The 13526-nt window shown below is 71.7% G+C and carries 10 protein-coding genes and 1 pseudogene; 3 read left to right on the plus strand and 8 right to left on the minus strand.

Annotated elements, in window-relative coordinates; genetic code table 11:
- The first annotated feature begins 9 nt into the window (after nucleotides 1-9).
- Nucleotides 10-450, plus strand: a complete 441-nt coding sequence (locus ACZ5GP_RS09520) for a MarR family winged helix-turn-helix transcriptional regulator (RefSeq protein WP_468750280.1) — start codon at nucleotides 10-12, stop codon at nucleotides 448-450.
- Nucleotides 451-537: 87 nt separating this feature from the next.
- Here ACZ5GP_RS09520 and ACZ5GP_RS09525 read toward each other — a convergent pair whose 3' ends face one another.
- Nucleotides 538-927, minus strand: coding sequence for a cupin domain-containing protein (locus tag ACZ5GP_RS09525; protein ID WP_468750281.1), 390 nt, complete (start codon nucleotides 925-927; stop codon nucleotides 538-540).
- A gap of 84 nt (nucleotides 928-1011) precedes the next feature.
- Nucleotides 1012-2883 (minus strand): protein-arginine deiminase domain-containing protein, encoded by a 1872-nt coding sequence (locus ACZ5GP_RS09530; RefSeq protein WP_468750715.1) that lies wholly within the window; start codon nucleotides 2881-2883, stop codon nucleotides 1012-1014.
- A 389-nt stretch (nucleotides 2884-3272) separates the two neighbouring features.
- Between ACZ5GP_RS09530 and ACZ5GP_RS09535 the strand changes: the two genes are divergently transcribed.
- Together ACZ5GP_RS09535 and ACZ5GP_RS09540 are read left to right on the plus strand one after the other, a co-directional pair.
- Nucleotides 3273-4115, plus strand: a complete 843-nt coding sequence (locus ACZ5GP_RS09535) for a calcium-binding protein (protein WP_468750282.1) — start codon at nucleotides 3273-3275, stop codon at nucleotides 4113-4115.
- A gap of 258 nt (nucleotides 4116-4373) precedes the next feature.
- A complete protein-coding gene (locus ACZ5GP_RS09540; protein WP_468750283.1) occupies nucleotides 4374-4511 on the plus strand; it encodes a hypothetical protein in 138 nt (45 codons plus the stop codon).
- Nucleotides 4512-4579: 68 nt separating this feature from the next.
- Here the strand turns inward: ACZ5GP_RS09540 and ACZ5GP_RS09545 are convergent, their stop codons facing one another.
- The 6 genes and pseudogenes from ACZ5GP_RS09545 to ACZ5GP_RS09570 all read right to left on the minus strand — a co-directional run bounded on the left by ACZ5GP_RS09545 (nucleotide 4580) and on the right by ACZ5GP_RS09570 (nucleotide 13492).
- The gene (locus ACZ5GP_RS09545) at nucleotides 4580-5131 is read right to left on the minus strand and encodes a hypothetical protein (RefSeq protein ID WP_468750284.1); all 552 of its coding nucleotides are present in this window, start codon (nucleotides 5129-5131) and stop codon (nucleotides 4580-4582) included.
- Complete coding sequence (locus tag ACZ5GP_RS09550; RefSeq protein ID WP_468750285.1) at nucleotides 5128-5871, minus strand: alpha/beta fold hydrolase; 744 nt, start codon at nucleotides 5869-5871, stop codon at nucleotides 5128-5130. The genes ACZ5GP_RS09545 and ACZ5GP_RS09550 overlap by 4 nt, the downstream gene beginning before the upstream one ends.
- 93 nt (nucleotides 5872-5964) lie before the next feature.
- Complete coding sequence (gene pulA, locus ACZ5GP_RS09555) at nucleotides 5965-8673, minus strand: pullulanase-type alpha-1,6-glucosidase (protein ID WP_468750286.1); 2709 nt, start codon at nucleotides 8671-8673, stop codon at nucleotides 5965-5967.
- A 291-nt stretch (nucleotides 8674-8964) separates the two neighbouring features.
- A pseudogene (locus tag ACZ5GP_RS09560) lies at nucleotides 8965-10362 on the minus strand (alpha-amylase); the annotation flags it as partial.
- Between the two features lie 383 nt (nucleotides 10363-10745).
- Nucleotides 10746-11813: a LacI family DNA-binding transcriptional regulator gene (locus ACZ5GP_RS09565; protein ID WP_468750287.1), complete on the minus strand. Its 1068-nt coding sequence runs from the start codon at nucleotides 11811-11813 to the stop codon at nucleotides 10746-10748.
- Complete coding sequence (locus ACZ5GP_RS09570; protein WP_468750288.1) at nucleotides 11801-13492, minus strand: glycoside hydrolase family 13 protein; 1692 nt, start codon at nucleotides 13490-13492, stop codon at nucleotides 11801-11803. The genes ACZ5GP_RS09565 and ACZ5GP_RS09570 overlap by 13 nt, the downstream gene beginning before the upstream one ends.
- Nucleotides 13493-13526: the final 34 nt, after the last annotated feature.

Consider the following 13526-nt stretch of genomic DNA (forward strand, 5'->3'; position numbering starts at 1 on the left):
GAGTCGAGGATGGCGGAGGAGAGCGAGCTCAATACGGGCGTGCTCTTGTTCATCCCGTACCGGGCTCTGGAGGACCGTGTCTTCGCCGCGCTCGCAGCGGCCGGATTGGATGACCTCACGCCCGCTCAGGCGAGGGTCATGCAGCGGGTGGGTCCGCACGGCACCCGGCTGACGGAACTGGCCGCCCAGGCCCAGATCACGAAGCAGACGGCCGGTTTCCTGGTCGACCAGCTGGAGAAGGCCGGTTACGCGCGGCGGGTGCCGGACCCCACCGACAAGCGGGCCCGGCTGGTGTGCGGGGCGGACAGGGCGTGGGCGGCGAAGCGGGTCGCCGACGCGGTCGTCGCCGAGGTGGAACAGGAGTGGGAGGCGCATCTCGGCAAGCGGCGCATGAAGCAATTGCGGGAGTCGCTGGCGTCACTGCGCGAGATCACCGACCCCTGGGCGTGACCGCCCGTCGGGCGGTCGGACATCGGCCCGCCGGACGCCCCGGTTCCCGAGCGGGCCCGCAGCTGCTGGGACCCTCGCCTTCGCGTGTCAGCCCCGCAAGTGCGCCGGGGCTCTCTCCGCCACCGCGTAGCCGGGTACGGACGGCCACCGAACCGTCAGCACCACCGACTCCTCCTCCGCGAACCACGAGTGATCGAGCCCGCTCCCCCACAGGACGTAGTCACCCTGCTCTTGGAGGAGGACGCTGCGGCCGGGCAGTTCGACGCGGAAGCGGCCGCTGATGAGCACCAGCAGAGCCGTGCGTTCCTCGCCCTTCACCCACTGCGCGCGCTCGTCGGCGCGGGGGTGGACACCCCATTTGATCTCCACGGCCTCGCTGTGACGGGGGTCGTCGGCGTCCTTGAAGTGCCCGAGGAGCCATCCCCGGTCCAGTGCCGCGTCCTTGCCCGCGTTGCCCACGTACACGCTGTCCTTCACGTCGTCGGACGCTAGCGGAGAGAGGGGCCCCGCGTGGGAGCGGGGCCGGCACCCGTGTGGGCGTACCGGCCCCGCCCGAAGGCGTTACGCCGTCGGCCACCACGGCGCGCGGGCGTCCCGCAGCGTGTTGGTGCCGCAGTGCACCTCCCCCATGCCGAGGTGGTAGGTGTACCAGTCGTCGATGTAGGCCGTGGTGAATCCCGCCTTGGCGTAGACGGAGTTCACCGCCTCGGTGAAGATGTCCCGGCCGCCGATGACCGGCCCCCACTGCCGGGGTGCCAGATAGCGGGTCGGGCTCAGCAGGACGCCGTTGACCGCGCCCGGTATGTAAGCGCTGTTCGGCCGGACGGCGGTGGCGCCGGCTCCGGCACCGCCTGCGGCATCCCCGGCGCGGGGGCTCTGGTCGGCGCCGCGCAGCTGGCTGAACTTCTCCAGGGCCTCTGGGCCCATGCGGCGCAGCTTGCGGCTGCCGCTGAGGCCCGCACCCTCGTCGGAGTCCCGCGTATACAGGCCGGGCACCCGCACCATCTCGGCGTCGGTGACGCCGGTCTCGCGCTTGAGGATGTCCAGGTTGGCCTTGATGCGTGCCGCCGCCAGCTTGTTGTCGGCGTGGAACGAGGCCTTGGCGAGCACCTGGTCGATGGTCTCCTTGGGTGCGGGGATGTCGCTGCCGCGCGGGACGGAGAACATCTTCGAGCCGCCGTGTCCGTCCCGCTTCGCCTTGCGCAGCAGTTCCACCCCGGCGGCCGGGTCGGCGACACCGATGCGCCAGCCGCGCTCGGTGTCGGCGGGCAGGAACTGGATGAACTCGTCCACGTGCCCGACCGCCAGCCACGACGTGTCGAGCAGCAGTGGTGCCTGCACGCCCTGCGAGGACAGGAACGTACGCATCGACTTGGCGGGCTTGGAGCCGGAGTCGGCGCGGTAGCCCTGGATGATGCGGCCCGCCGGGTAGCTCTTGCCGTTGAGCGTGTACGGCGGAATGGTCTCCAGGTTGCCCATGGAGTTGAGCGTCCACTCCTCGCGCACCGTCGGCTTGCCGACCTGGACCACGCCCACGTCCGGGCCGCGCAGCTTCTCGAACAGCTCACGGCCCGCGTCCCGGTCGGGCTGCGCCGACCGGATCATGACCCGCATCGTGTGCTGCCCGCCGTCCGGGCCCGGCATGCTCGCGTAAGCCGGCTCGACGAAGTCCTGCGCCCACGGGTCGCCGTACTTCGTGAAGGTGGTCAGCGGCTTGGCGATGCCGGCGTCCTTGACCTGCTTGGCGAGTTCCGCCACGAACTTGCGCTGGTCACGGCCGTAGGCACCGGCGCCCTTCACCTTGGTGACCAGGACCTCCTCGGCGCGCTGCAGCTGATGGTGGGTCAGGACAGGGGCGGTGCGCAGTACGACGTCGTCGGAGCGGGACGTGCGGCCGCCGGTGAGCGTGAACCGGACCTTCACCTCTCCGTTCCACTTCTGCCTGTCGCGGACCACGTCCGTGGCCTCGACGCCCAGTTCGACCCCCGTGCGCAGCTCTTCGGCGGAGAGCCGGTCGGCGGGACGCAGCGGGGACCAGCGGCCGGCACGCTTGATGAACAGGTGCGACTTCTCGGCGTGCGCGCCGATCGCCTTGACGGTGCCGTGGCTGCCCGCCGGGGCCCCGCTCAGCGGCACGGTCCTCAGGCGGGCCAGATCGTCCGCGTCACGCGCGCCGTTGACCTGGGTGTCGGACCCGTCGTTGCACCGGGCCAGCTTCGCGTCCGGCAGGGGCCTGCCGTGGGCGTCCTTGACCGGACAGCGCTTCGCGTCGTCGTCGATGTTCGGCAGGACGATCGCTCCGCGCCGCGCCGTCCAGGTGTTCTCGCCCGCCGAGTCGCTCGTCCCCTCCACATCGACGCTGCCGTCCCGGTTCACATCGGCGCGCAGATCAGGCACGTTCAGCGGTGCCTCCGGGCCACCGGTCTCCGCCATGGCCGTGGCTCCCGTGGCCGCGAGCACTCCGGCCACGCCGGTCGCGACAGCCACGCTCGTCCATCTGTGCGTACGCACAGTTCCCCTCCTTGTCCCCGGCCCTCTGGTCAGGTCATCAGTCAGCGAGGGCCGTTGACGTTAAGGAGGCATATGGGACCGGTGAGGTTGTCAGGGCATCGGGATTCGTCCGGGATCCGGGTGGTCGGCGCCCCGGCCGGCCGAGCGTCCCCTCTGTTCCGGCGGAAGCAGCGGTGTGGTGGTCATATAGCGGTCACCGGGCTGTCCGTCACTGTTCATGTGCCGCCGGGCAACGCCCTTCTCGGGCCTCTTGTCTCACCGGGTGACCAGGAACATCACTGCTCACGCACACCCGGAAGGGGCATCTTCGTATGCGTATTCACCGGAACACCGCAGCCCTCGCCACCCTTGCCCTGAGTCTCGGTGCGACCGGCTTAATGGCGTCGACCGCCCAGGCCGCCCCGGCCACGGCCTCCCTCGTCGTCGCGGACGGCGAGCTCTGGTACAAGGCCGCGCCCGGCCAGCAGAACGAGGTGACGGTCGACGAGGAGATCGACCACCGCGGCGAGCACGACTCCTTCTACGTCCTCACCTTCCACGACCGGTACGACATCACCATCTCCGCCGACGCGGCGGAGTGGGACGAATGCGCGTACCCCGAGGAGGGCGACCGGACCGCCGTGCGGTGCGCGGTCAAGATCCCGGAGAACTCGGACGACTCCGACAGCTACGACATCGACCTCGGCGACGAGAACGACACCGCGACCCTCGCGCCGACCAGCCAGGCCTGGGCAGGGATCTACGGCGGCAAGGGCAACGACGTCATCAAGGCGTCGCGGTCCGCGCTCCCGCACGGCGGTGACGGCGACGACCGCCTCGACGGCGGCGGGGGCCCGTTCGGCTTCGGGCCGTGGGGCGACGCCGGGAACGACACCCTCACCCACTGCGGCCAGGACTGCTTCGGCGGCCCCGGCAACGACTCCCTGACCGGCACCGGCGAGGCGAACGCCCTGCACGGCGAGGACGGCAACGACGTCCTGCGCGGCAAGGGCGGTCCCGACGTCCTCTACGGCGGCAAGGGCGACGACAAGCTGTACGGCGAGGCGGGGGACGACACCCTGTGGGGCAACAGCGGTGACGACATCCTGTGGGGCGGCGCAGGGACCGACAAGCTCTCCGGCGGTCCGGGCCGCAACGAACTCCATCAGGACTGACCACTCCCCCGGTCCACGTGGACCACGAAGGTTCCTCCTTCCGCCCGAGGGCAGTCCGAGGGCAGTCCGAGGGCAGGAGGAGGAATCTCCGTCAATCGCTCCACAGGCCGGTCCGGAGTTCGAGAGATCGACGGGTTCACTCCGGCGTTTCCCTCGGCCGGGCCCCGCGCGGCCTGGGACCGGCACATCGGCGAGGTAGAGGCTCGTACGGAGGACGCTCCGCTCGCCGCCCTCAAGGCCGTCGCCCTACTGGAGACCATGCACAAGCAGGTCGCCCGCGTCGCCGCGCTGTACGCAGAGAATGACGCTCCCTCGGACGAGGCGCTCGGGCAGGCGCTCGGAGTGTCCCCCTCGGACGCAAGGTCCCGCCTCCTGCGGTACCGCCTCGCCCGGTAGCCGATCACCTTGAGCGGAGCCGGTCGCGCGGGCCGGTCCCTCGTACGGCCCGTGCCCGCGTTTCGTGCTCAGTCCTCGTCGTCGTTCTGATCGTCGGCGAAGGCGCGCCGTCCGCGGGTGACCGCGAGAACGCTGCCGACCACGGCGATCATGGCGATGGCCAGGGCGATGCTGACTCCGCCCTCCGTGTCCCAGTACACGTCCTCCAGGCTGATCAGCAGTGCCGCCTCGTCGATGACGAGCGCCAGGCCGACGCCGTAGGCCAGCCCCATCCAGGCGCGTGCCCGTGCCGAGCGTTCGGCCAGGCCCGCCCCGCCCACCACCATGAGCAACACGATGCCCCACACGTAGTGGTGCAGGTGCACCCCGCCCGCCTGCATGTCGCCGACCCCGGCCACGTCGATGTGGATGAGCCAGGTCAGCAGGCGCATCCCGCCGAACGTGAGGGTGAACCCCCACCACGCCAGGATGAAACCCCGCCGCTTCGGGGAGATGCCCGGCAGCAGGCGCAGCCAGGGCGAGGGACGTCCCGCGTGCCCGGACGCCGCGTGGTCGGCCGTCTTCGAGGTCTTCGGCGTCGAGGACCCCGGCTTCGAGGGCGTCGTCTTCGAGGGCTTCATCCGTGCTCTCCCGCCGTGAACTTCTCGATCAGTGCGGCCATGGCGTCCGGCGCGGCATAGTGGGCCGCGTGGGCCGCGCCCGCGAGGTCCCGCGCGCGTCCGTCGGCGACCAGGCCCGCCACGCGCCGCGTCCAGGCGCCGGAGGCGATGGTGTCACCCGCCCCTCGCACGACGAGCGTGGGCGCGCGGACCTGGGCCAGGTTGGTCTCGAAGGACTCGGCCGCGTCCCGCAGCGCGTGGCGAAAGGAGGCGGCGCAGCGCAGGGGGCCGGTCACCAGGTAGTCGAACGCGGCCAGGGCGATCAGGCCCAGGGGTTCCCTGGGCGCGTCCGCGACGAGCCGGCCGAACTGGCGCGGGCCCGAGACCCCGGGTTCGAGCGCCGGGCCGATCAGCACCAGGTGGCTCACCAGATGCGGGTGACGGGCGGCCAGGGCGGCGACCACCTGGCAGCCGACCGAGTTGGCGACCAGCGTGCTCGGGCCCGTGGACTGCTGCCGGAGCAGGCGGGCCAGGGCGTCGGCGAGCCGGCCGATCTCGGGGGCGCGGCGTACGGCGGCCCGTGAGCGCGCGTTGCCCGGCAGGTCGGGCACCAGCACGGGCGTGCCGCTCGCGGCCAGCCTGCGCGCGAGCGGCACGAAGTAGCGCCCCGAGAGTCCGAGTCCGTGTACGAGCACCGCGGCGGGGCGGTCCGTGCGGGGTGGGGGCCCGTACCGGCGGGTGAAAAAGCCGACGTCAGTCATGTGATCCACCTGCCCACCATCGGCCCACGCACCACTTCGCGCCCCGTCCGACACACGGGGCGCGCAACAGGCCCCCACGGTGTTGCGGCTGGTTCAGCGGCGCTCGAAGACCGCCACGGTGCGGCCGGGGACCTCGAAGGTTCCCGTGTCGCGCTGGTACGAGGCCGCCTTGACCACCGCGTCGGCGCCCTTCGCCTGCACGGGGTGCAGGTGGTAGGGCGTGCCCTTGACGTCCGCCACTCGCTGCGTCCGCGCGTTTGGCGTCGCGTTGAAGACGACGACGAGGTCGCCGAGGACCATGGTGACCACGCCGGGCGTCTCCGCGGCGGTGCCGGAGAGCGGGAAGGACAGGCGGGACTGGACCTGGCCCGCCGTCTTGAGGGAGAATTCCGGTTCGCCGGCGCGCAGCCTCACCAGGTCCCGGTACGCGGCCGACGTGCCGGTGATCTGCCGGCAGCCCGGGGTCAGGGCGGCGGAGCCGAGGAGGGGTCGGGCGAAGGGCCACTTGTCCTTGTTGTCGGCGGCCGGCGGCAGCCCGCGGCGGAAGCCGTTGCCGTCCCGGCAGCTCCAGTGGATGGCGTTGAACCAGTCACCGCTGTCGAAGGAGTTCCGGTCGAGGGACTTGGAGCGCAGCAGGTCACTGCCGGCCTGGGAGAGCGAGGGGCCCTGCGAGAGGGTGGCGGTCGCCATGGCGAGCACCTGCATGCGGGCCCGCTCGGCCGGTGTCGTGTCCCGGGGCAGCTTGAAGGCGAGGGCGTCGTACAGGGACTCGTTGTCGTGCGCGTCGGCGTAGGAGACCGCGTCACCGGGGGCTGCCGCGTATCCGGCGGGGGCGCCGTTGTAGTCGACCTGTGCGCCCTTGACCTCGCGGCCGGCGGAATCCGTGAAGGTGTACGCGGCGAGGTTGCCGGTGAGGCCCACCTTGAGGAGGTCCTGGTAGTGCAGGAGCCGGGCCTTCTGCTCGGCGGGGGTGCCGTTCGCCCGCGAGGCGTTGGGGTCGGTGTAGAGGCCGCTCGCGAAACCCTGGATGCCGGGGTCCCCGTCGAAGGGTGAGCCGCCGCGTACGGCGTCGCGGGCGCGGTCGGAGAAGGTCGCGATGCCCGTGCCGGCCATGTTCTTCTGCGTGGCCTGGACGAAGCGGGCGTCATCGGCGACCTCGCCGAAGTTCCAGCCCTCCCCGTAGAGGATGATCTTCTTGCCGTCCACGCCGTCCTGGTCGGGCGTGAGTGCGTCCAGGGCTGCTCTGACGGCCAGGATGTTGACCTTGGGCTGATGGCCCATCAGGTCGAAGCGGAAGCCGTCGACCTTGTACTCCTTGGCCCAGGTGACCAGGGAGTCGACGACGAGCTTGCCCATCATGGCGTTCTCGGTCGCGGTGTTGGCGCAGCAGGTCGAGGAGGCCACGGTGCCGTCGGCGAGCAGCCGGTGGTAGTAGCCCGGCACGATCTTGTCGAGGACGGACCTGTCGTCCTGTCCGCTCGCCACCGTGTGGTTGTAGACGACGTCCATCACGGTCCGCAGCCCCGCGCCGTTCAGGCCCTGGACCATCCGCCGGAACTCGACCGTGCGCCGGGGCCCTTCCGGGTCGCTCGCGTAGCTGCCCTCGGGCACGGTGTAGTGCAGCGGGTCGTAGCCCCAGTTGTAGGCGTCCTTCGCGGCGCTCCGGGCCACGCACGCCTGCTGTTCCTCGGAGTCGGGAGCCGGCGCCTTCAGATCGCAGGGCGGCCGCTCCTGTTCGGACGCGCGCTCCGGAACGGTGCTCATGTCGAAGGCGGGCAGGAGGTGGACGTACGAGGTGCCGGCCCGGGCCAGTTCCCGCAGGTGCTTCATCCCGTCGGACGCGGTGTCGGTGAAGGCGAGGTACTGGCCGGGGTGGCGCGCCGTGCGGTCCTCGACGGAGAAGTCGCGGATGTGCAGTTCCTGGATCTGCGCGTCGCGCAGGGGTGTGGCCCGGGGTTTCCTGAGGCGGTCCCAGCCCTTGGGGGCGAGTTCCGGGTCACCGAGGTCGACGGCGAGGCTGCGCCCGGAGTCGGCGGTCAGGGCGGTGGAGTAGGGGTCGGTGACCTTGTTGGTGACGACCTCGCGCACGCTGGGCGCCCACACCTTGACGACGTACCGGTAGGGCTTGCCCGCCCAGGCGCCGGGGCCGGTCGCGGACCAGACGCCGCTCGCGTCGTCGCGCCGCATCGGCACGCGCCTGCCGTCCAGTTCGAGGGCGGCGGACTGGGCGGTGGGGGCCCAGACCGCGAGGGAGGTGCGGCCGTGGAGGAAGCGGGGACCGAGCGTCGCCTTGGTCGCGGTGGCGCCGTAGAGGTCGTCGAGCACGCCGTGGGTCTGGACGCCGGTGGCGGTGAGCAGCTTTCCGTCGGCGTCCTCGCGGACCGCGACGAGCTGTCCGGTGAGGGCCCGGCGGATCCGCTCGCGGTCGCGCGGGTCGACGGTGAAGGCCTCGTACTCCTTCAGGTGGGGGTACTTCTTCCGCTGCGCGTCGGTGAGGCCGCCGGGGGTCGGGGTCAGGCGGATGCGGCGGCCTTCGCCGGAGAGCCGGCCGTCCCGCACGGCGAGGTGCCCGTCGAGCGAGGAGACCAGCTCGTGGGTCGCGGCGGTGCCCTGAAGGTCCCATGCGAGGGTGTTCCGGTCGATCCACTGGGCTCGGGCCTTGGTCAGGTCCAGTTCGTCGGGCGCTTCGGCGGTGGTGGCCGGCGCTCTGGGTGAGGCGGCGGCCGAGGGCGTCAAGGGTGCGAGCGCGGCGAGCAGGGCGAGGGCCGCGGTGGCGAGGGTGCGGCGCGGGGAGCCGGTCAAGGGGCTTCTCCTCAGGAGTTGCGGCTGGTCAGGAGTTGCGGCTGGCGGATCACAGGTGCGGGATGCGTGGAACGGGCGCCGGACATGCCGCACGCCTCCGCTTCGTCCGCGGGGCGGGGTCCGGGGTGGAGCCCTGGAGCAGCGGACGGGCCGCCCGGCGGCCGGGGAGGTCGGGGCCGGGCGACCCGTGTCGCAGGGATCGAGGGATCGGGCGTGGATCAGCGGCGCCGGGCGGCGGTCAGCGGTGCCGAAGGGCGGCCGGCGGTGCCGTACCGGGGGCTGTGGTGGTCAGCACTTCCTGGCCTCGGCGTGCAGGGCCAGCGCGGTGTCCGGCGCGACGGCGGCCCGGAACCGGCCCGAGCCGTCCACCACGACGTTCCTGCCGCTCTGGACGTCGCAGTAGTTGCCCGGGGCGAGGGAGGTCTGGAAGGTCCGGTCGACGGTGGCACCCTCGTGGTTGATGACCACGTACGCCTTGCTCCCGCGGCCGAACGCGATGGCGTCGTCGCCGTTGTCCCACCAGTTGGTGACGCCCGTGCCGCGCGCGGCGTTGCGGAACTTGACCATGCTCCGGATCTCGGGCCAGGCGTGCTGGCACTTCCAGCCGTCGCTGTAGCAGGCCTTCACGTGGCCGCCGTCGGGCGAGCCCGCGTCCGGGTTGCTGAACTCGTAGCCCGAGTGCACGTCCGGGGAGCCGTAGGGCCAGGCCAGCATGAAGACGTGGGCGAGGGTGTACTTCGCGCCGTCCTTGTAGCTGAGGGTCTGGCCGTGGCGTTCGGTGTCGTGGTTGGTGACGAAGACGGACGCCTTGGAGCCGGGCAGGTAGCCCCAGCCTTCGCCGTAGTTCTTCAGGTAGGCGAGCTTCTCGTCGTTGAAGACGCGCTTGAGGTCCCAGGCGTAGCGGAACTCCTGCGCGTCACCGGTCTCGGTGTACTCGCTCGGGGAGACCCCCTCGTTCGCACCGTACAGCGTCTCCTGCTTCCAGTAGACGTCCGGCTTGGTCAGCCGCGACCTGATGTTCTTGAGGTCGCCCACGGGGATGTGCTTGGCCGCGTCGATCCGGATGCCGTCGACACCGAGGGAGAGCAGGTCGTTGAGGTAGGTCGCGATCCTGCCGCGGACGTACTCCTCGCCGGTGTCGAGGTCCGCCAGGCCGCCCAGCTCGCAGCTCTGGATGTTCCAACGGTCCTGGTAGTTGCTGATGGACGCCTGGCAGTCGTTCATGTCGGCGGCCGAGTACGTGCCCGGGTAGTCGTACTTGGTGAAGCGGGAGCCCGCGGAGCCGGTGCCGGAGGCGTTCGTCATGTGGTTGATCACCGCGTCGGCGATGACCTTGACGCCCGCGGAGTGGCAGGTTCGGACCATGTCCCGGAACGCGGCGCGGTCGCCGAGCCGGGTGCCGATCCGGTAGCTGACGGGTTGGTACGCCGCCCACCAGGCCTCACCCTGGAGGCGCTCCTGGGGTGGCGAGACCTGGACGGCGCCGAATCCGTCCGGGCCGAGCTGGTCCGTGCACGCCCTGGCCACCGACTCGAACTTCCACTCGAAGAGGACGGCGGTGACGTCCTTGCCGCCGGGCGGGGCGGCCTGCGCCTGCGGGGCTCCCGCGACGAGGCTGCCGGCGGCTCCGGCGGTGAGGGCGAGGGCGGCGGCGAGCGATCTGCGGACTGTGGTCTTCCGGGCAGCCATGGCGGCCTCCTGCGTCAGTGAGGGATGGCCTTGTCCGGCAACGCGCCGTGCCCGTAAGGCCGTTGAAGGATGTTGCAGCAACATTTCAACGCCGATTTCGGTCAGGACCGTACGGTCCCGCGGAACCATGGTCAACCCTTCCGGCACAACCGGGTGTCACGCTGCGGTTCCCGGGACTTCATTCGCCGCAAGACCTTTCGCAAGACATTGCGACGGTGTTACGTTCAACCACGACTCCGGTCCGAGCAGCCGGGGGCCTTGAGCAACGGGCCCCACGCGCCCGGCCGTTCGGGCCGGGTCTCTGGAACGGGGGCCCCGGGGCCACATCGTTTCCCCGCTGCCCCGACCGGGCCGGCGCCGGGGCTCTCCCTCCAGAGCCTGTCTCAGCGCGGCGACTGCGCCGTGGAACCCCGCACGACCAGCTCCGGCTGGAAGAGGAACTCCGTGTGCTGTACGGGGTTTCCCTGGATCTCCTCCAGGAGGGCGCCCACCGCGGCGGTCGCCATCGCCTGCACCGGCTGGCGCACCGTGGTCAGCGGCGGGTCGGTGAACGCGATCAGGGGCGAGTCGTCGAATCCGACGACGGAGACGTCCCCCGGCACCGAGAGCCCCCGCCGGCGCGCCGCCCGGACCGCGCCGAGCGCCATCATGTCGCTGCCGCAGACCATCGCCGTGCACCCCTGGTCCAGGAGCGCGCCGGCGGCCGCGTAACCCCCCTCGACCGTGAACAGAGTGCGCTGCACGAGCTGCTCGGCCTCCCCCTGTGACAGGCCGAGCAGGCTGTGCAGTGCCCCGGTGAACCCCTCCGCCTTGCGGCGTGAGGGGACGTACCGGGTGGGGCCGATGGCCAGGCCGATGCGCTCGTGACCGAGGTCGACCAGGTGGCGCACCGCCATCCGGGCCGCCGCCCGGTCGTCGGGCGAGACGAACGACACCGGGATGTGCTCGTTGTAGCCGTTGATCAGTACGAACGGCACCCCGCGGCCCGCCAGTTCCAGGTAGCGCGCGGGGTCTGCGGTGGCGTCGGCGTGCAGCCCGGAGAGGAACACGATGCCGCTGACGCGGCGTTCCTCCAACTGCTCGACCAGCTCGTCCTCCGTCGCGCCGCCCGGCATCTGGGTGCAGAGCATCGGGGTGTAGCCGTGCCCGGCGAGCACCTGCTCGATGACCTGGGCGAACGCGGGGAAGATGGGGTTGCTCAGCTCGGGGACGATGAGCCCTATGAGGCCGGCGCTGTGCCGCTTCAGGCGCAGCGGGCGCTCGTAGCCCAGGATGTCCAGGGCCGCGAGCACCCGTTGCCGCGTGCCCGTCGCCACCCCCGGTTTGCCGTTGAGCACCCGGCTGGCGGTGGCTTCGCTCACCCCGGCCTGGACCGCGATGTCCGCGAGGCGCGGAGCACCGCGGGCCGCCCAGTCGGAGGCTTGCGACGGGGAGAGGGTCACACCGCCCACCAGACGGTGGTGTCGGCGGACAGTTCGGCCTTGCCGTCCACCACCTCCACAGGGGTGTTGGCGAGCAGGACCCGGCCGGGAGCCGGTATCCGCACCGTCGCGCCGGTCGTGTTCGCGGTGCACACGAAGGACTCACGGCGGAAGGCGAGGACACCCTCGGGGGCGTCGAGCCACTCCAGCGAGTCACCCGCGCCGAGGCCCGGCTGTGTGCGGCGGATGTCCAGCGCCCGCCGGTACAGCTCCAGGGTCGAGTCGGGGTCGCCGCTCTGCGCCTGCACGCTCAGCTCGCCCCAACCGGCGGGCTGCGGCAGCCAGCTGCCGCCCGCGCCGAAACCGTGGCTCGGTCCCTCGATGGTCCACGGGATGGGCACCCGGCAGCCGTCGCGGAACCCGTCCTGCCCGCTGGCGCGGAGGAACGAGGGGTCCTGGCGCACCTCGTCGGGCAGGTCGGTGACGTCGGGCAGGCCGAGCTCCTCGCCCTGGTAGACGTAGGCCGACCCGGGCAGCGCGAGCATCAACAGCGTCGCGGCGCGGGCGCGCCGCAGGCCGAGTTCGCGGTCGCCGGCGGTGCGCAGCTGGGTGCCGAGTCCCGGCGGGTTGGCGAACCGCGTCGTGTGGCGGGTGACGTCGTGGTTGGACAGGACCCAGGTCGCGGGGGCGCCGACGGGGCGCATCGCGGCCAGGGAGGAGTCGATGACCTCGCGCAGCTCCGCGGCGTCCCAATAGGTGCCGAGGTACTGGAAGTTGAAGGCCTGGTGCATCTCGTCGGGGCGCACGTAGGCGGCGGCGCGTTCGATGGTGGGCGTCCACGCCTCGGCGACGAGGATGCGTCCGCCCGTCTCCCGCGCGGCCGCGCCGGCGGGCCCGAGGGCGTTGCCCGCGTACTCCGCGAGGACGTCGCGCCAGCTCCGGTAGATCTCGTGCACGCCGTCCTGGTCGAAGAACGGCATGGTGTCGTTGCCGAGGAGCCTGAGCTGGTCGCGGCGGCCGATGTCGGGCAGGCCCGCGGCCTTGACCAGGCCGTGGGCGACGTCGACGCGGAAGCCGTCCACTCCCATGTCGAGCCAGAACCGCAGGATGGAGCGGAACTCGTCGCGTACGGCCGGGTGCTCCCAGTTGAAGTCGGGCTGCTCGGGGGCGAAGAGGTGGAGATACCACTCGCCGTCCGGGGTGCGGGTCCAGGCGGGACCGCCGAAGATGGACTCCCAGTCATTGGGCGGGAGTTCGCCGTCGGTGCCCTTGCCGGGGCGGAAGTGATAGCGCTCGCGCAGCGGTGATCCGGGGCCTTCGCGCAGGGCGCGCTGGAACCACTCGTGCTGGTCGGAGGAGTGGTTGGGCACCAGGTCCACGATGACGCGCAGGCCCAGCTCGTGGGCGTCGCGCAGCAGGGCGTCGGCGTCGTGCAGGGTGCCGAACATCGGGTCGATCGCGCGGTAGTCGGCGACGTCGTATCCGGCGTCGGCCTGGGGGGACGAGTAGAACGGGCTGAGCCAGACGGCGTCGACGCCGAGGTCCCTGAGGTAGGGCAGCCGGGCACGGATGCCTGCCAGGTCGCCCATGCCGTCGCCGTTGCCGTCGGCGAAGCTGCGCGGGTAGACCTGGTAGATCACCGCGCCGCGCCACCAGTCCGTGTGGGTGCCGGCGGCGGGGGCGGCAGGGGCAGCGAGATGCTGGGTCATGTCTTCCCTGGGATCGAGAGATCGAGAGATCGAT

This window comes from Streptomyces sp. NPDC031466 (genome assembly GCF_055581265.1).